This is a genomic window from Streptomyces sp. NPDC054786 (assembly GCF_053611685.1).
The window spans coordinates 159382-177787 of sequence record NZ_JBSHAW010000003.1 but is presented as its reverse complement, the minus strand read 5'-3'; the positions used below and the strand labels follow the sequence as shown (position 1 = coordinate 177787).

General features: G+C 70.7%; 14 protein-coding genes. 7 read left to right on the top strand and 7 right to left on the bottom strand.

Annotation, left to right across the window (positions count from 1 at the left end; translation table 11 throughout):
- Positions 1–3 precede the first annotated feature (3 nt).
- Together ACWGI6_RS04410 and ACWGI6_RS04405 are read left to right on the top strand one after the other, a co-directional pair.
- Complete coding sequence (locus ACWGI6_RS04410; protein WP_453266065.1) at positions 4–1242, top strand: PP2C family protein-serine/threonine phosphatase; 1239 nt, start codon at positions 4–6, stop codon at positions 1240–1242.
- A 136-nt stretch (positions 1243–1378) separates the two neighbouring features.
- Positions 1379–1798, top strand: coding sequence for a PPOX class F420-dependent oxidoreductase (locus tag ACWGI6_RS04405; protein ID WP_453266064.1), 420 nt, complete (start codon positions 1379–1381; stop codon positions 1796–1798).
- 137 nt (positions 1799–1935) lie between these two features.
- On the opposite strand, the gene ACWGI6_RS04400 is transcribed toward ACWGI6_RS04405, so the two are convergent.
- Both ACWGI6_RS04400 and ACWGI6_RS04395 read right to left on the bottom strand, forming a co-directional pair.
- On the bottom strand, positions 1936–2808 hold the full coding sequence (locus ACWGI6_RS04400; RefSeq protein WP_453266063.1) for a SigB/SigF/SigG family RNA polymerase sigma factor: 873 nt from the start codon (positions 2806–2808) through the stop codon (positions 1936–1938).
- A gap of 138 nt (positions 2809–2946) precedes the next feature.
- Positions 2947–4485, bottom strand: a complete 1539-nt coding sequence (locus ACWGI6_RS04395) for a hypothetical protein (RefSeq protein WP_453266062.1) — start codon at positions 4483–4485, stop codon at positions 2947–2949.
- A 62-nt stretch (positions 4486–4547) separates the two neighbouring features.
- Here ACWGI6_RS04395 and ACWGI6_RS04390 point away from each other — a divergent pair, with 62 nt between their 5' ends.
- From ACWGI6_RS04390 to ACWGI6_RS04380, 3 genes are all read left to right on the top strand, one after another.
- Complete coding sequence (locus tag ACWGI6_RS04390; protein WP_453266061.1) at positions 4548–5312, top strand: TetR/AcrR family transcriptional regulator; 765 nt, start codon at positions 4548–4550, stop codon at positions 5310–5312.
- A gap of 453 nt (positions 5313–5765) precedes the next feature.
- Complete coding sequence (locus tag ACWGI6_RS04385) at positions 5766–7055, top strand: PP2C family protein-serine/threonine phosphatase (protein WP_453266134.1); 1290 nt, start codon at positions 5766–5768, stop codon at positions 7053–7055.
- A 424-nt stretch (positions 7056–7479) separates the two neighbouring features.
- A complete protein-coding gene (locus tag ACWGI6_RS04380) occupies positions 7480–7806 on the top strand; it encodes a hypothetical protein (protein ID WP_453266060.1) in 327 nt (108 codons plus the stop codon).
- A gap of 181 nt (positions 7807–7987) precedes the next feature.
- On the opposite strand, the gene ACWGI6_RS04375 is transcribed toward ACWGI6_RS04380, so the two are convergent.
- From ACWGI6_RS04375 to ACWGI6_RS04360, 4 genes are all read right to left on the bottom strand, one after another.
- Positions 7988–9817, bottom strand: a complete 1830-nt coding sequence (locus ACWGI6_RS04375; protein ID WP_453266059.1) for a M28 family peptidase — start codon at positions 9815–9817, stop codon at positions 7988–7990.
- A gap of 355 nt (positions 9818–10172) precedes the next feature.
- A complete protein-coding gene (gene amaB / locus ACWGI6_RS04370; protein ID WP_453266058.1) occupies positions 10173–11702 on the bottom strand; it encodes an L-piperidine-6-carboxylate dehydrogenase in 1530 nt (509 codons plus the stop codon).
- 46 nt (positions 11703–11748) lie between these two features.
- The gene (hglS, locus tag ACWGI6_RS04365) at positions 11749–13140 is read right to left on the bottom strand and encodes a 2-oxoadipate dioxygenase/decarboxylase (RefSeq protein WP_453266057.1); all 1392 of its coding nucleotides are present in this window, start codon (positions 13138–13140) and stop codon (positions 11749–11751) included.
- 28 nt (positions 13141–13168) lie between these two features.
- Positions 13169–14338, bottom strand: coding sequence for an NAD(P)/FAD-dependent oxidoreductase (locus tag ACWGI6_RS04360; RefSeq protein ID WP_453266133.1), 1170 nt, complete (start codon positions 14336–14338; stop codon positions 13169–13171).
- Between the two features lie 181 nt (positions 14339–14519).
- Here ACWGI6_RS04360 and ACWGI6_RS04355 point away from each other — a divergent pair, with 181 nt between their 5' ends.
- Both ACWGI6_RS04355 and ACWGI6_RS04350 read left to right on the top strand, forming a co-directional pair.
- Entirely contained in the window at positions 14520–15446 is a 927-nt protein-coding gene (locus ACWGI6_RS04355) for a LysR substrate-binding domain-containing protein (protein ID WP_453266056.1), read from the top strand.
- A 394-nt stretch (positions 15447–15840) separates the two neighbouring features.
- The gene (locus tag ACWGI6_RS04350) at positions 15841–17238 is read left to right on the top strand and encodes an amino acid permease (protein WP_393904746.1); all 1398 of its coding nucleotides are present in this window, start codon (positions 15841–15843) and stop codon (positions 17236–17238) included.
- A gap of 75 nt (positions 17239–17313) precedes the next feature.
- Here the strand turns inward: ACWGI6_RS04350 and ACWGI6_RS04345 are convergent, their stop codons facing one another.
- Positions 17314–18231 (bottom strand): LysR family transcriptional regulator, encoded by a 918-nt coding sequence (locus ACWGI6_RS04345; RefSeq protein WP_453266055.1) that lies wholly within the window; start codon positions 18229–18231, stop codon positions 17314–17316.
- Positions 18232–18406: the final 175 nt, after the last annotated feature.

The following is an 18406-nucleotide window of genomic DNA, read 5'->3' as shown; positions in this document are numbered from 1 at the left end:
ACCATGCGCCAAGCCCGGATCCATCACCACGACCACCGGCCGCGGTGGCAGCTCACCAAGCCGTTCTCCGCTCTGCGGGCACCGGTCCGGCAGACCGCCCCGCCCCGGGGCGCCGCGCCGTCCGGCGTGTCGGACGCCCGTCGGCACTACACCTCCAGCGTGCCGGTTGTGCTCATTGCGGCCGTGTCGATCCTCGCCTTCTCCGGCGGCACCGGTCTGAGCTGGCTGCCGCTGCTCGCCGTGGGCCCCGCGCTGGCTGCCGCCACCAGCGGGCCGTGGGGAGTGATCCGCGTCGGTGTCCTGGCGGTGGCGGTGGGTGCAGCGCTGGGCGTTCATGGTGGTGCGCCGGGCAACGAACAGGCGATCGTGTTGTCCACGCTGTCCGCCGTGACCCTGGCCAGCGCTCTGGCCAGCGGCCTGCGCAGGCGTCGCGAACAGGTACTGGCCGCCGTCCGCTCGGTCGCCGAGGCCGCTCAGCACGCCTTCCTCAAACCGGTGCCGGCGACGGTCGGGCAATTCCAGACGGCGGTCCGCTACAGCGCCGCCGCTGCTGAGGCCCGGGTCGGCGGGGACTTCTACGCCCTGGTGCCGACGCCGTACGGGGTCCGGCTGATCGTGGGCGATGTGCGCGGCAAGGGGCTGCCGGCGGTCGGGATCGCCGCACTGGTCCTGGGCGTGTTCCGGGAAGCGGCCTACGACGAGGCCGATCTTCTCGATGTGGTCCACAGGATCGAGCGGAGCTTGGCGCGCAACCTCGGTCCGGACGACTTCGTCACCGCAGTGCTGGCCGGATACCCCGAGGCCGACCGTATGGAGCTGGTCAACTGCGGGCACGCCGCTCCGCTCCTGGTCCACGACTCGGGCGTGCTGCCCGTCGAGCCCGTCCGCCCGGCCCCGCCGCTCGGTCTGCGGGCCCTGGCCGACGAGGCCCCCGGCCTTCAGGAAATCGCCCTGGCCGACGGGAACCAACTGCTCTTCTACACCGATGGGGTGACCGAGGCCCGTGACCACAAGCGGGAGTTCTACCCGCTCGTGGAGCGACTGTCCCGGCATATTTCGGACGAGCCCTCCCGCACCCTCGCCGCGCTCCATGAGGACCTGCTCGCGCACGTGGGCGGCGAGCTGCACGACGACGCCGCCATGCTCCTTCTCCGGAAGCCGGCCCGCACCACGCCGGTGACACCGAACGAACCGGACGCGCCGAGCGGACCGCGCTGCTCCTCTTCAGTGGCCGCCGAGTAGAGCGCCGCACCGGAGGGTGTGTGGTGTGGCGGCGGACCGGGGAGACGGGAACCGGTGCAGGGGTGAGTACAGTCGATCATGTTGATCGTCCTGACCGGCCAACAGCACCGTACTCACGTACTGAGGAGCGCCGCGTATGTCGAAACCACCGCTTCCCGATGCAGCAGTCGCCATGTTGGGCAAGCCGAATCCGGCCGTCATCACGACGCTGCGGTCGGATGGGCAGCCGGTGTCCACGGCCACCTGGTATCTCTGGGACAACGGCCGGGTCCTGGTCAATATGGATGAGGGCCGCAAACGGCTGGAGCATGTCCGCAATGACCCCCGCGTCTCGCTGACCGTGATGGACGAGGGCAACTGGTACACGCACATCAGCATCATCGGCCATGTCGCCGAGCTCCGTGACGACGAAGACCTGGCCGACATCGACCGGCTGGCGCAGCAGTACATCGGCAAGCCGTACCCGCAGCGGGACCGCCGCCGGGTCAGCGCCTGGATCGAGATCGACCGCTGGCACGGCTGGGGCAGCTTGAAGGACAGCAGCCAACCGGGCTGACGACGGACGAAGACCGGCCCTCCCGCCCCGCTGTCGTCATACGCGGCGGGCGGGGCCGGTCCTCGCCCCTACGTCCGCGGTACGGCGCGCGCCCCGGAAGCGGCCACCGGCCCGTTGCCGTCATCACGGCGGGCAGCTCACGTCTCGGCCAGGAGTCCCTTGCGCAGGGTGGTGCAGGTGCGGGTCAGCAGGCGGGAGACGTGCATCTGGGAGAGGCCGAGTTCCTCGCCGATCTCGGACTGTGTCATCTCCTCCCCGAAGCGCAGCTGGAGGAGGGCGCGTTCGCGGTCATCGAGCTTGGCCAGGTGCGGCTTGAGGGCCTGGATGTCCTCTGCCAGGGCGAGGGCGGGGTCCTCGGTGCCGATGAGGTCGGCGACGAGACCGGTCTGCTGCTTGCCGCCGGCTTGGATCGGCCGGTCGATGGAGTCGCTGTCGTAGCCGTTGCTGGCCACGAGCCCCTCCGCCACCTCGGCCTCCTCCAGACCGAGATGAGCGGCGAGGTCGGTCACGGACGGCTCGTGGCTGCCCTCGCCCTCCAGCTCTTCCCGGGCGCGGGCGAGGTCGATGCGGAGTTCCTGCAGGCGCCGCGGCACACGCACCGACCAGGTGGTGTCGCGGAAGAACCGCTTGATCTCGCCCTGGATGTAGGGGACGGCCAGCGTGGTGAACTCCACGTCGCGGGAGGGGTCATAGCGGTCGATCGCCTTGATCAGACCGATCGTCCCGACCTGCAGGACGTCCTCCATGGACTCCTTGCGGCTGGAGAAACGCCGGGCGACATAGCGCACCAGGGAGAGGTTCATCTCGATGAGGGTGTTCCGCGCGTACTGGTACTCGGGGGTCCCCTCGTCCAGTTCCTGCAGCCGCAGCAGGAACTGCTTGGACAGCTCCCGCGCGTCGGAAGGAGCGACGCGCTGCGGAACCTGGATCTGCGGCAGCACCGTCGGAGCCGGAACGGCACACTCCGTCGACAGGGTCTCCGGTCCCACGGTCGTGGTGCTGTTGCTCATGCTCTGGCTCCCGCCTGTTGCTGAGCCCCCGTCGCACGCTCCCCTACCCGCCGCTGCCGCAGGCATGTCCGGTCGTTTCCCTTTCCCGCCCGGTCCCGTCGGCGCCCTCGTCCCGCCCGAAGCGCGCGGCAGATGACCTCAGCGCCGGGCCGACGCCTCCGAGCCGGTGGAGAGGAACAGCGGGGTGACCGAGGCATGAAGGTGCACGGTGGTGCCGTCGCTCTCGACGGGCACGGGGGTGCCGAACGCGTCGAGGGCGTGGACCGTCGCATGGGGCCACGGCCAGTCGACGGGTGTCCCGGGCTCGTCCTCTCCGGTGAAGACGTCCCCGGCCGCCCACAGGACGTGAAGCGGCCCGCGGCCCTCACGTGACACCTCGAAGGCGTACAGCTCCGGCCGGCCTTCGGCGTCGAGTCGACGGACGTGTGTGGTGCCGTCGAGGAAGGCGGTGAGGAGGGCGAAGGTGTCGGCGGACGGATGGCGTCGGGTGAGGCCGGTGCCGTCGTAGTCCATCAAGGCCAGTTTGCCGAACAGGAATCCCATCATGTTCAGACGGTCACGGTAGCCGGGGATTTCGGGGGCCAGATTCCAGCATGCCGTCCGGGACACACCGGCGGCGAGGGCGAGGACGTTACGGGTGACGATCTGGCGGCAGTTGATCCGGTCCCGCTTCGCGGCGAGCCAAGGGGGACAGTCCTCCATGAACATCTGTAGTTGCGGCGGGAGTTGAGGCATACGGGCGTAGAGCAGGCGCATGGTCCTGCGGTCCGGGGGCTCGTGGGGCGCCTCGTCCAGGGTCGCGTCAAAGGCCGCGTCCGGGGGCGCGTCCACCGTTCCGTCCGAGGTGGCGTCCGAGGTCTCGTCCGAGGGCCGGGGTTCGGGAGCGGCCGGGTCCGTCCCCGCGAAGGCCGCCATCATCGCCTGCTGGAACACGGCCTGGGCCTCGGGGAATTCGAAGAGTGTGGGCCCGTTGTACTCCCCCGCCACCACGGGCCGCTCATAGCCGTGCCGGCGCATCATCCCGCGGACGGACTCCACCTGCTCCGGGATGTCGTGCGGGTCGCCGTAGAGATGGACGGAGAACAGGTCGAAGGCCTCGCGGCCGTGCTCGACGACATGGTCGAAGAACTGCCGGGCCGGGCTGTCGGCGGGACTGGAGAGCACGTCGTAGCCGCAGCCCCCGAGGACGACCTTCGCTTCCGGGTCCGCGCCGCGCACACAGCGGTGGAAGGCGGTGAGCTGCTCCACGTAGTCCGGCGCGGTTCCCGCCCACAGGAGGCCGGTGTTGCTGGGCTCGTTGTTGCACTGCCAGTAGTGGACGCGGCCACGGCAGCGGGTCACCAGATCGCCGACGAAACGCTCGTACCGCCGCGGGTCGTGGGCGGGCGACGACGGCAGAAAGCCGGTCCGGTGCCGGGTCGCCCACGGGGAGCTGGAGCACACGGTCACCCATACCTCGTCGGCCGGATCCAGCTGATCGAGGATCGCGTCGACGACCGTCCAGTCATGGCGTCCCGGCTCCGGCTCGACCTGGCCCCAGTAGACGTAGACACGCACCAGAGTGCCGCCGAGCTTCCTCATCTCGGGCACGAAGCTGTCCGGAGCTCCGAACATGCCGTAGCTGATTCCCCTGACGATGCCCAGACGGACCCCGGCCGGGGCGGCGGACTGACTCATGCGCTCTCCTTCGCTCTTACGTATATGGCATATACCTTACCTTGATTCGGTAAACTCACCATGTGAAGGAGAATTCGAGCAGCTCACCGGCCCCTTTGATCTGGACCCAGCCCTCGCCACAGCGGCGCCGGAGCCCGCTGGAGCGGGACGACATCGTGCGGGCCGCCGTCGCGGTCGCCGACGAGGGCGGGGCACAGGCGCTGACGATGACGGCGGTCGCCAAGCGGCTCGGGCCCTACACGCCGATGGCGCTGTACCGCTATGTGCTCAGCAAGGACGGCCTGACCGACCTGATGCTCGACAGCGTCACGGCGGAGATCCCGGTGCCCGACGAGCCCGGCGACGACTGGCGCGCCGACCTGCATGCACTCGCCACGGAGAGCTGGGCGATGGTCAAGCGCCACCTCTGGTACGCCCAGCTCATGCCCACACGCCCGCCCCTGGGCCCGCACCTGATGCGCCGCACCGAGTTCGTCCTCCAGGTACTGGTGCGGCAGGGCATCACGGTCGGCGAGGCCATGACCTACGCGGCGCTCCTGGACCGGCACATCCTCGGCAGCGCGCAGCAGGAGGCGGAGGAGCTCGCCATGCGCCGCCGGCACGGACTCCACTCCCCGCGGCAGCTCAGCGAGGCCATCACCGCCGCCCGCGACCTGGCGGCCGAGGGCGGGCGCCATCCGCTGCTCACGGAGTGGATGACCGCTCCGTCGGGAGCCGGTATGGACGAGCAGTTCGAGCTCAGCCTGGCGTTCCTCATCGACGGCATCGCGACGCGCCTCCCGCGCCGGGGCGCGTCCACGGGAAGGGGCGGCGCCGCCACTCCTTGACGAGTTCCCGCTGCCGGACCAGACAGCCTGGCCTTCGGGTCTGACGGCGCGTACGTGGCGCTGGAAATCGGAGCGATTGCCCGAATGGCGCCCTAGGCCGGTCCGGCCGGCCCCACCTGCCGCCGACGGCGGTGCGCTGCCGCTCGGGTCCTGGTGCAGCGACGCGTCCATGGTGGTGCGACGCGTCCATGGTGGCGCGACGCGTCCATGGTGGCGCGGCCGAGGACGCGGAGCGACACCGCGCGACGGATTCGGGCCGTCGCTCTCGTACCTCATCGCGGTGTCGCTCTCGGCAAGCTCCGTCTCGGTGTCACCATCGAAAGCACACGCATCGCCGCTGGGAGCAATGGCGACCGACGGTGCCACGAGATGGACAGCCCACGGGGCGAAGGCTCGGCGAGCTGTCGACCGAGAAGAGGTACCTGAATGAGCAGTCCAGCCGCCCGGGGGCGGATGCTGGCTGACCTGATCGCCGCCAGTCACGTGATCACGCTGGAGCAGGTGCCGGACCTGGTCGTCAAGCACACGTCCCGGGTCGGCTGGACGGGGGTGCTGATCTACCTGGCCGATCTCCAGCAGGACGTCCTGTGCCTGCTTGCCGGTCAGGGGCCCGGTGCGGGCGGCGGGGCGGCGGCGCCGCCGGAAGTGGTGCGGGTGGAAGGCACCCTCGCCGGGCGGGCGTTCCAGACCGGGGGCGTCGTCGCGGGCGCCACCTCCGAGGCCGCCCAGTGGTGGGTTCCGCTGCTCGACGGCACCGAGCGGCTGGGCGTGCTGCGCGCCTCCGCCGCCCCGGGCACGGAGATGGACTCCCCGGCGGCCCAGGACTTGCGCAACCTTGCCGGGCTGATCGCGTTGATGATCGTCAGCAAGCGCGCGGTGAGCGACACCTATGCCCGGCTGGTACGGCGCCGGAGGATGAATGTGGCCGCGGAGATGGAGTGGCGCATCATGCCGCCCAGGACCATCGCCACCGACCGGGTGCTGATCAGCGCGGTGATGGAGCCCGCCTATGAGGTCAGTGGCGACGTTTTCGACTACGCCATCGCCCACGAGACGGTGCATCTGGCCCTCTTCGACGCCATGGGCCACGACACGGCCGCCGGGCTGACCGCGAACCTCGCGGTCGCCGCCAGCCGCAACCGGCGCCGGCAGGGCCCCGGAATCCTGCAGATCGCCGAAGCCGTGGAACGGGCCCTGGTGGAACAGTTCGGCTCGAGCCGCTATGCCACGGGCATTCTGGCCGAGCTGAACGCCGCCACGGGGGTCCTCACCTGGACCAGCCTCGGGCACCCTCCGCCGGTCGTCATCCGCAAAGGGCGCACCGCACTGATCCTGGACTGCCCGCCCTCCCCGCCCATGGGCACCGACCTGGGCCTGCCGCCCACCCTGGGCCGGGACCAGCTGGAGCCCGGCGACCGCCTGCTGCTCTACACCGACGGCATCACCGAGGCCCGCAACCGCGAAGGCCGGGAATTCGGCCTGGCGGGCTTCACCGACTTCCTCATCCAGCACCATGCCGACGGGCTGCCCGTGCCGGAGACACTGCGCCGCCTGATCAGGCGGCATCTCGCTTACCACGACGGGCGGCTCGACGACGATGCCACCGTCCTGCTGCTGGAGTGGAGCGGCCCCACCCCCTACCGCCCCGCCCGGGTCGAAGCCCTCGCCGGCCTCCCGGAGCACACCACCGCCGCCACCCCCCAGGCAGCCCCCTGGACCACACCCACCAGAGACGTCCTTTGAAGCGCCGGGCCCCCTGCCGAGGGCGGGCGAAGGGCCGGCGGGTACGTCCTCGGCGGAGGCAACCGGAGTGCACCCCCGACGACGGGGCAGAAGCAACTCGCTCTCGTCGGTCGTGGAGACCGGCCGGGTGGCCCCCGGCGACGGGGCAGAAGCCGTCTGGAGGTCCCACATGCCCGCACGCCGATACCCCGGCCGATCCCTGGCCGCCGGCCCGTCGCCGCAGGTCTGGCGTGGTCCGGCCTCATCTCGTTCGCCATGGCCCGTCGGCGCAAGGTCTGAACCGGCGAGGCCGGGCCGCCGTCCGCCATCCGCCATCCGCCGTCCGCCGTCCGCCGTCCGCCGTCCGCCGTCCGCCGTCCGCCGTCCGCCGGAATCGTCACCACCCTTCCCGCACTCCCGCCCCCACAACAGGAGCTCCCTTCGCATGACGGAAACCCATCAGAATGCCCCGGCCGCGCGGGCCGTCTACCGCGCCGAGGCCTTTGTACGCAACGGCCACTGGCACCTCGAAGTCGCCAGCCTCGACCGCGAACCCGACACCGGCGACACCGAAGCCCTGCTCGTCACGCTGTGGCCCGTGGAAGACACACCCGACGGCAGCGGCTTCCCCGCCGCCTCGCTCGGCGCGCAACTGCTCGACAACGGCTTCGCCCTCGCCGACCCCGGTCAGGGCACCGGCGGCTGGACGCCCACCGGCGACCGGGGCCACTACGCCGCCTCGTGTTACGCGACGGACGAGGCGACTGCTTGACCTGTCGTACGCATCGCGGCCGGGCGCGGGCTCAACTTCCGTACGGTACGGACCTGTTCGTCCACCAGGGCGGTACGGCACCGGCCGCACGCCGGCGATCACCGGACGGGCCGGCCGGTGATCGGCGTGGGGTGGCACCGGAGGGGCAAGCCAGGTGCGCCCTGCCCCTCCGGGCCGTCGGTCAGCCGGTCTGCAGGGTCGCGTCGTCGACGACGAAGCTGGTCTGGAGGCTGGAGTCCTCGGTGGCGGTGAACGTCAGGTTGATCCGCTGTCCGATGTAGGGGGTCAGGTCCAGGGAGCGCTGGGTGTAGCCGCTCGAAGCGTCGGTGTTGGAGAGGGTCGTCAAGGTGGTGCTGCCCACCTTGACCTTGAAGGTGTCGTAGGCGACGCGGTCGGTCTCATCGGTGTCGAGGTGCAGCCAGTAGGTCAAGGTGGCCTTGCTGCATCCGGAGGGCACGGTCACCGACTGGTTGAGGGAGTCGGTGGCGGCGGAGCCATAGCCGCCGAGCCAGGCGAACCTGCTGCCGCCGTGGGCGGACTGACCGGCGTGGGCGCCGATCGCCCCGGTGTCGCCCGTCCAGGGTGTGGTGCCGTTCTCGAATCCGCCGTTGGCGATCAGCTGTTGGGCGGTGCAGCCTCCGGCGCCCTTGACCGTCAGGGCGTAAGGCGTGGTGTGGGTGATGGACCCGGTGCCGGTGACGGTGAGGGTGTAGGTGCCGGGTGCCGCGCTCGACGTCGTGGCGACCGTCATGGTGGAGCTGCCGCCGGAGGTCACCGAGGCGGGGCTGAAGGCGACGCTCACACCGGCCGGAGCGCCCGAGGCCGACAACGTCACCGACTGGGCGGACCCGCTGGTGGTTGCCGTGGAGATGGTGCTGGTGGCCGAGGCGCCGGGATCGACGCTGCCGGTGGCCGGGCCCGCGGTCAGGGAGAAGTCGTTCGCCGGGGTGCTGTCGGCGACGGCGAGCTTCCACAGGGTGGCGGCGATGCCGTCGACGCTGCGGTTCAGTCCCGTGCTGTTGATGTTGCTGGTGGTGTCACAGGACTGGTGGTAGCAGGAGTCGTAGGCACGGCTCGCGGTGCCGCCCCACTTGGTCGCCTGCGCCGAGGTCTTCCGCGCACTGGCACCCATCGCATATCCGGAAGTGGGGATGCCGGCCTGCTCGAACGAGTAGTCGTCGGAGCGGCCGGCGCCCTCGGTGTTCTCCTCGGGCTGGAGGCCGAGGGAGTCCCAGTACGCCTTCATCGGCTGGGCCGCGGCGGAGGTGAGGTGGTTGATGAAGTAGCCGCCGTTGGGCGAGGCGATCATGTCGAAGTTGTAGTACGCCTTGATCTTCGACCGCTCGGCGGAGGAGAGGGAACCGACGTAGAAGTCGGAGCCGTTGAGGCCCTGTTCCTCGTCCGTCCACCAGCCGAACCGGACCCGGGCCGCCATGGTGGGGTGCTGCTGCGCGAGGGTGAGTGCCGTCTCCAGCAGCGCGGCCGAGCCGGAGCCGTTGTCGTTGATGCCCGGCCCTGCCCCGACGCTGTCGAGGTGCGCGCCGAACATATAGACCTTGGTGGCGTCGCCCTGCGGCCATTCGGCGATCAGATTGGGCCCGGCCCCGGTGGCGCAGCCGGAGGTGCAGGGCTGTTCGGTGACGGTGTAACCGGCTGCCTGAAGCTTGGCCTTGGCGTAGGTGACCGAGTCCCGGTAGCCCTGTCCGCTGGATTTGCGGGTGCCGCCGTTGCGGGTGGCGATGTTGTTGAGCTCGGTGAGATGTGCCTGGACCTTGGCCACGTCGATGTCGGGGGCGTCCGCGGTCCGGGTGCGGCCGGCGACGGGGCCTACGACGGTCGTGCCCGGCCCGCTGTGCACGGCCCGGTCGCCGGCGGATATCGCAGCGGCGGGCAGGTGGGCTGACGGATTGCTCTGCGAGGTGGCCGCGGCGGTGGGGGCGATGGCCAGCACGGCTGCTTGGAGGGTGGCGGCGAGGGATACGCCGGCCACCGCGAGTCTTCGTAACACCATGACTCCTTGAGGGGGTAGGGGTTCTACCGACGGAGGTTCTGGTGGAGCACCGGGCCATGGCGGGGTCGTCGTCCCGGCCGGCGTCGACAACGTGGGGCAGCGTCTGCGCGGCGGGAGAACGGCATGTCCATGACCCAGGCCGCCGTACCATCACACGCGCCGCCCACCACGTCAACGGATGTCCCGGCGCAGCGCGGTGTTTGTCGAAAAACGGCAGATGGCGCCCGATATCCGGGCACCTCGCCGGGCCCCGCGTGCGGTTCCGGACGCCACCGGCATGACGAACCCCCGCCCTGCGCGAGGCAGGACGGGGGTGGCCGAGGGTGCTGAACCGGGTGCGGGGCCCGGCCGGCGGCTACAGGAAGCTGACGTTCTGGGCGAGGGCGAGCCGGCTGGAGTAGTTGATGGTGTTGGTGGCGGAGCGCATATAGGCGCGCCAGGCGTCGGAGCCGGACTCGCGGCCGCCTCCGGTCTCCTTCTCCCCGCCGAAGGCCCCGCCGATCTCGGCGCCGGAGGTGCCGATGTTGACGTTGGCGATGCCGCAGTCCGAGCCCTCTGCGGACAGGAAGAGCTCGGCTTCCTGCTGATCGCGGGTGAAGATGCTGGACGAGAGGCCCTGCGGGACGTCGTTGTGCAGGGCGATGGCCTCTTCCAGGGTGTCGTAGGTCTGCACGTACAGGATGGGGGCGAAGGTCTCTTCGCGGACGACGTCGGTCTGTTCGTCGACGCGGACGATGACCGGTTCGACATAGCTGGCCCGGGGCGCGGCGTCGGCGAGGCGCCGGTTGCCGCCCGCGAGGATCTTGCCGCCCTCGGCCTGTGCCCGGGTGAGGGCGTCCTGCATGGCGCCCAGGGCGGTGGCGGAGATGAGGGGGCCGACGAGGGTGGTCTCGTCGAAGGGGTCGCCGATGGGGAGCTTCTGGTAGGCGGCCGTGAGCCGTGCGATGAGGGTGTCGGCGATGTCCCGGTGGACGATGAGACGCCGCAGCGTGGTGCAGCGCTGGCCCGCGGTGCCGGCCGCGGCGAAGACGATGCCCTGCACGGCGAGGTCGAGGTCGGCGGAGGGCGCGACAACGGCCGCGTTGTTGCCGCCGAGTTCGAGCAGACTGCGTCCGAAGCGGGCGGCGACGCGGGGGCCGACCTCGCGTCCCATGCGGGTCGAGCCGGTGGCGCTGATCAGCGCGATACGGGGATCGTCGACGAGCCGTTCGCCGATGGTGCGGTCGCCCAGCAGCAGGCGGTGCACATCGCGCGGGGCACCGACGTCCTCGGCGGCCTGTGCCAGCAGCCGGTCGCAGCCGAGGGAGATCAGCGAGGTGAGCTCGGAGGGCTTCCAGATCACGGTGTCACCGCAGGCCAGGGCGACGGCGGTGTTCCACGACCACACCGCGGCGGGGAAGTTGAACGCGGAGATGACGCCGACCACGCCGAGGGGGTGCCAGGTCTCGGCGAGACGGTGGCCGGGGCGCTCGGAGGCGATCGTACGGCCGTAGAGCTGGCGGGACAGACCGACGGCGAAGTCACAGATGTCGATCATTTCCTGGACCTCGCCGAGCGCCTCGGAGCGGATCTTGCCCGCTTCGATGGTGATGAGGTCGGCCAGGTCGCTCTTGTGGTCACGCAGCAACTCGCCCAGACGGCGCACGAGTTCACCGCGGCGGGGCGCCGGGGTGGTGCGCCAGGTGAGGAACGCCTCACGGGTGGCGGCAATGGCCTCCTCGGTGTCGGCGGCGGTGGCCGCGCGCAGGCCGAAGAGGTCTTCGCCGGTGATGGGGCTGCGGGCGGAGAAGTCGTCGCCTTCCCGGACGGTGACACCGAGGGCGGCGAGGCTGTCGCGGGCCCGGGTGCGCAGATCCTCGGTGGTGGGGAGGATGGTGCTGGTCATGGTGCTCCCTTGGGGTGTTGAGGGGTGCGGGTGGCGGGTGGGGTGGTCAGGTGGGCGTACCGTCGAGTCCGAGTTCTCGTGCGACCTGCCCGAGGGAGCGGTTCTGCTGCTCCTCGTAGAGGTCGAAGGGGTCCAGGACGTCGCGTCCGAGGGCGCCGGAGAGCCATGCACTGTCGTAGGCGGCGCCCTGCTGGTCGTTGTTCCTGGAGCCCTCCTCGCTGAGGTTGGACTGGAAGATGCCGGCCGCGGAGCGGGGCAGGAAGTCCTCGTAGACGAGCGGTTCGGCACGGACCCAGCCCTGTTCCAGCAGGTCGTGAAGCCCGGCGGGCGGCCGGCTGCCGTCACGTGGCCGGTCGGGCGCGACGTGATACGTGAAGTGCGCCAGGCCCTGTACGGCGAGTCCCTGCTCGCTGTCGGGAAGTTCTTCCGCCCACAGGGCGCGGGCGAGTTCGGCCCGGTCGGTCCCGGGGTGGCGGGCCGCCTGATCGTCGACGCGGGCGAGCAGCCGGTCGTAGCGGGCCCGGCCCTCGCGGCTGAGGGCGATACCGCGGGCTTCGACCTCACCGAAGCGCACCCGCAGGGCTCCGCTGATCACGCTGCCGTCCGGGGTGCGCAGGGCGCGGGGCTCGGCGAGGGCCCGGAAGGAGGTCTGGCGCAGCAGGACGTCGGGGCCCTTCCAGCGGGGCGGCCCCTGAATGGTGTCGATCATCTCGATGCCGCGCTCGGTCATCCGCCGGTAGAGCTCGTCGATGTCCAGGACACGGGGGGTGAGGTGGTTGATATGGGTGCTGCGCACTCCCCCGATGTCCGCGGCGACGGCGGAGACCCGTTCCAGGGTCGTGTACCACGCCTGGTCGACCGGCTCGGGGGACAGTTCGAAGGCCCGCACGGCGAGTTGGAGGTACCGTTCGGCGTCCGCTTCGGGCAGTTCCCCGGCACCTTCCGCGCGGTCGGCGAGGGCGAGCAGTTCCGGGGGGAAGAGCTGACGGCCGGCGAGGAAGTCTTCCAGGCGGGCGCGCAGGTCGGGGTCGAAGAACCGGGGGTCTGCGGGGGTGAGCAGGGAGGTGAAGACGCGGAACGGGTTACGGGCCAGTTCCTCGCCGTCGACGGGGCGGAACGCGGTGGACACGACGGGGACCGCGCTGGCGGCGGCTTCCCGCAGATCGTAGAAGCCGACCGGGTGCATCCCCAGGGCGCCGAAGATGCGGGCGACCTGGCGGAGTTCCTCGGGGGTGCCGACGCGGATGGCGCCGTGCCGTTCCGCGGTCACCCGGCCGATGGATCCCAGGCGCTCGGCGTCGGCGCCCAGCGCACCCAGCACATCCTCGTTGACCTCGCGTGAGACGTCCACGAGCGTGGTGTAGGCGGGCACCTCCCGCCCGTACATGTCCGAGAGCCGCTGGGCGAATGCGGCGCGCAGTTGCCACTGGCTGATCATCGGCAGGTCATCCTTCCGTCGGGGGGATTCACACCACATGGATTTCGGGGCGAGTCTCGGCACCGGCCGTGAAGCGGTCGGCGCTGAAGGGAGTGACATCGACGAACGGTGTGCGCTCCAGGTGAAGGTCGCGCATGATCTCACCGACCGCCGGGGCCTGCAGAAAGCCATGGCCGGAAAACCCGGTGGCGTACAGGAAGTTGTGCGGCGCGCCGGCCCGTCCGATCAGTGCGTTGTGGTCCGGGGTGACCTCGTACAGTCCGGCCCAGCCGCCGGTGGTCTCCATGTCGGCGAGGGCGGGGGCCCTGCGCCGTGCGGCGGCGCGGAACAGTTCGAGCCAGTCGGGTGTCCAGGTGGTGTCGAAGCCGTCGGCCTGCTCGGGGTCGGCGAGGCCGAACAGCAGTCCGTCGTCGCTGTTGTGGAAGTAGGCCGTCGAGTCGAAGTCGATGGTGAAGGGGAGGCGCGGGGCGGGCGGCGCGATGGGCGCGGTGAAGGCGAGCTGGCGGCGCACCGGGCGCACCGGGAGGTGGACGCCCGCCATCTCGCCGAGCCGCGCGGACCAGGCGCCCGCGGCGCAGATGACCGTGGAACAGGAGATCCGGCCGTGATCGGTGTGGACGGCGGTGACGCGGTCACCGGTGGTGTCGAGGCCCGTGACGGTGGTGTGGGGGGCGAACGCGACGCCGGCCCGGGCGGCGGCGCGCGCATAGCCCTGGACCGCGAGTCCGGGCCGGGCGTGGCCGTCGGTCGGGGAGTAGGCGGCGGCCACCAGCCCGTCGGTGCTGAGGTAGGGGCACAGCTGGTGTGCCTCGCGGGGGCCGATCATGCGGCTGGGGACGCCGAGGCTGTTCTGGATCCGGACGGCGGTCTCGAAATCGGCGGCCTGCCGGTCGCTGGTGAGAAGGAAGAGATAGCCGACGCTGTCCAGCCGGATGTCGGCGCCGGGACGCTGCCCGAAGTCCTGCCAGGCGCGCAGACTCCTGCTGCCCAGTGCGATGTTGAGCGGGTCGGAGAACTGCGCCCGCACCCCGCCGATCGGCTTGCCCGAGCTGCCGCTCCCCAGCTCGCCCCGCTCGATGACGACGATGTTGTGCACCCCGGCCTCGGCCAGATGGAACGCGATGCTGGTGCCCATCACACCGCCGCCGACGATCACGACGTCTGCGGTCGGCGGAACGGTGCGGGAGATGGATGACATGGACAAGAGGCCGATCCCTTCCGGAGGCCCAAACCGGCGCCGGGGGCAACCGTCCGGCGCGTGGCGAGGGCTGTCAGTGCATGGCAAGAAGAGCTGATCAGCTAGCTGCCCGCCATCGTGCAGCACCCCAACCGTTGACGTCTACGAACAGTTACTGCGTCCGATCTATTACGATCTCTATATGGACTGGACGAGTGCGCAGCTGCGGTCCCTGGTGGAGCTGACCAGGCGCGGAACGATCACCGCGGCGGCACAGGCCCTTGGATACACGCCCGGTGGCGTCTCTCAGCAGATCGCCGCGCTGGAGAAGGCCGCGGGCATGGAGCTGCTGCGGCGGGTCGGGCGGCGGGTGGAGCTGACCGACGCCGGCCGGACGCTGGCGCGTCACGCCGAGCGGATCCTGTCCACGGAGGCGGAAGCCGTCGAGGCGCTGGAGCGCACCCGGCACGAGATCTCCGGAGTACTGCAGGTAGGGCTGTTCGCCACGGCGGCCGCCGAGATCCTGCCGCCGGCGCTGCAGGAGGTACGGCGGGTCCATCCCGGGCTGACGGTGCACAGCCGCGACATGGATGTCGACGAGGTGCACGACGCGGTCACGACCGGAGCGGTGGACCTGGCGCTCGGCCTGGACTACCCGGACGTGCCCATTCCGCGCGAGTCCGCCCTGCAGGTGCGGCAGCTCTACCGCGAGCGCTTCTCGCTGGCGGTGCCCGCCGGGTCGATGGCCGGACGCGAGGTGGTCGGCCTGGCGGAGACCCAGGATCTGGGGTGGATCCTGCCGTCGCCCGACAGCTACTACGGCCGCGCGGTGCGCACCGCCTGCCGACGAGCGGGCATCGAACCCCGTGTCCGGCACGAGGTGACCGATACCGCGGCCACGCTGGCGCTCGTCGAGGCGGGTATCGGGGTGAGCACCGTGACCGATCTGATGCTCGGCCTGCGCGCGTCACGCCTCGATGTCGTACGGCTGCGGGAGAAGGTCGAGCGGCACATCGTGGTGATGTTCCGTTCCTCCGTCGAGCACCGGCCCACGGTGGCGGCGCTGGTCGACGTCCTGCGGGCGGTGTCCGGGGCGCGGCGCGGCACCCATGACCGCCATGGTCCGTAGGACGGGCCCCGGCCGCTGCCCGGACGCGCCGCGCCACGCCACGCCGCCAACCGCCGTGGCCCCTGGACGAGTTGCCCTTCCCCGGAACAAGGTGCCGTGTGCACAAGAATCCGGTCTTCTCGCCCTGCGGCGCCCTTCCATCAGTTCCGCTTGCCCTCAGCCACGTAAGTTGTCGCGCTGGGGTCCCTTTTGCCGGGGAGGATCGTGAGTGATGGTTTCAGGCCAGTGGTGACCCACGCCACGACGGTGGCCCGTCGTGCCGCCGTTGCCTGACAGGGAGCGAGCGATGTCCCCCCATCACACCCCGAATTCTCCCCTTCGCGCGTTGCTGGGAAGAGGTCCCCAGGGAATCTTCAGGCGAACGCTTCCCCATGAACAGCCGACCGGTGAGCGCATGGTGCGCACGCTCGGCCTCACCCAGCTGACCATGATCGGCATCGGCGCCATCATCGGGGCCGGCATCTTCAGCCTGGCCGCGGCCGTCGCCCGGGACGTGGCCGGCCCCGCCGTCCTCATCTCGTTCCTCGTGGCGGGAGCCGCCTCGCTCTGTGCGGCCTTCGCCTACGCGGAGTTCGCCGGCATGGTGCCGAAGGCAGGCTCGTCCTACACCTACTGCGCCGCGGTCCTCGGGGAGATCGTGGGCTGGATCGTCGGCTGGGACCTGCTCCTGGAGTACACCGCCATCGTGGCCGTCGTGGCGATCGGGATGTCGGGCTATCTGGGATTTCTGCTGCAGGCCGTCGGCATCCATCTGCCGGCCTGGGCCCTGGGCGCCCCCGGCACCGGCACCGGCCACCGGGTCGACCTGCTCGCGATGGCGATCTGTCTCGGCGTGGCCTGGCTGCTCAACCGCGGCACCCGCACCTCGGCACGGGTGGAGACGGTGCTGACCATCATCAAGATCGCCATCGTGCTGCTGGTGATCGTGGTGGGCTTCACCAAGGTCAACACCGGCAATCTGCATCCCTTTGCGCCGTTCGGCTTCGGCGGGGCCTTCACCGGGGCGGCCACGGTCTTCTTCGCCGTGTTCGGCTATGACGCGCTGAGCACGGCCGCGGAGGAGTCGGTGGAGGCACGGCGCAAGCTGCCGAAGGCGATGATGCTGTCGCTGGCGGTCTCCATGGTGCTGTACGTGCTGGTCTGCATCGTGCTCACCGGGATGCAGCACTACAGCAAGCTCAATCCGAACAGCGGCATTTCCAGCGCGTTCCAGAGCGTGGGGCTGAACGGGCTGGCCAATGTGATCGCCGTCGGCGCGGTCATCGGCATCGTCACCGTGACCTTCTCCTTCATGATGGGCGCCTCCCGCCTGTGGTACGCGCTCAGCCGCGACGGGCTGATGCCGGCATGGTTCGGCGCCATCCATCCCCAGCGCAAGGTTCCGCACCGCGCCACCTGGCTGATCGGTGCCGTGTCCGCCGTGCTGGCGGGTCTGCTGCCGATCAACGCGGTCGCCGAACTCACCAATATCGGAGTGCTGCTGGCGTTCGTGGTGGTCTCCGCTTCCGTGCTGCTCCTGCGCTACCGGAAGCCGGACCTCAAGCGCGGATTCCGGTGCCCGGGAATGCCGGTGGTGCCCGTCCTCGGGATGGCCTTCTCCATCTGGCTGATGTCGTTCCTGCAATGGGAGACCTGGGTGCGGCTCGGCGGCTGGCTGGTCGTCGGCCTGGTCATCTACGCCACCTACGGCTACCGCCGCACCCGCAAGGTCATGCCGGGAGGCTCGGTGGATCTCGACGCCCTTGACCACATGTCCGAGTCCGACGAACCCGAGCCCGCACCGGTCCGGTGACGGGCGGTCAGCCGCCCGCGCCGGTGCTCCGCCGCTCCCCCGCACCGGGAGCGGCGGAGCCCCTCGCCCGGACGGTCACTCGGCCTGCGCGGGGTGCAGATACGGCTCGCCGTCGGGTACCGCGCGCCGCAGACAGCTGAGCACGGCGGGGAGCAGCGGGTTGCTGTTCTCGCTGCGGTGCAGCGCCATCACCTTGCGGTGTGCGGAGCGCTGGGTGACCCTGGTCGCTTCGATCCCCTCGCCGGGCACATGGCCGAGCGCCGGGACCACGGCCACCCCGAGCCCGGCGGACACCAGCTCCCGCACCACGTTGTAGTTGTTGCTGCGGAAGGCGACGGCGGCGTCGAACCCCGCGGCGGCGCAGAGGCGGACGAACGACCGGGCCCCGGCGGTGTCCTCCCGGCTGGTGATCCAGCGGGCCCCGGACAGCTGGGGCAGCTGCGCACTCAGGTCGCTGTCGCGGGCCCTGAGCAGGACCAGGTCCTCGCGCAGCAGCTGATGGCGGGTCAGGCCGTCGGGCCACTGGCGGGGGCTGAGCCCGTACTCGAAGACGAGCGCGACATCGAGATCGCCGTGGCTGAGCGCGGAGATGAGCTCTTCGGGCTCGCCCTCCTCCAGCTGGATACGTGCCCGCGGATGGCTTTCGACGAGCGCGGACAGGGCGGAGGGCACCAGCCGCACGTCGGCCGTGGGAAAGCTGCCCAGCCGCAGCCGGCCGGTGGCGCCGGTGGCCAGCTCCTGCACCTGGTGGTCCAGGTCGTCCATGGCCGCCAGCACACGGGTGCTGAGGTCGACCAGGCGGTGGGCCGCGGCCGTGGGGCGGATCCCGTGCGCCTCCCGCTCGAACAGCACCAGTCCGGTCTCCTTCTCCAGGGCGGAGATCTGCTGGGAGATGGCGGACGCGGTGTAACCGAGGTCGCGGGCCGCGAGGGCGAACGATGCGCTGCGGACGACGGCCTTCAGTGTGAGCAGATGCAGTGGCTTCAGCAACACGGGCTCCCAAGGACGCGGGAAGGCGAGCATAAACATCTGCCGCCCTCGAAGGCGAGCCTAAGGATCTGTTGCTCTCAAGCATGAATTCTTTCGTCCTGCTGGGCCTTGTCCCTCGCCCCCGGCGGCCCACATCGTGGACGGGACCAAGCAGAACATGACCGGTGAGCACGAAGGA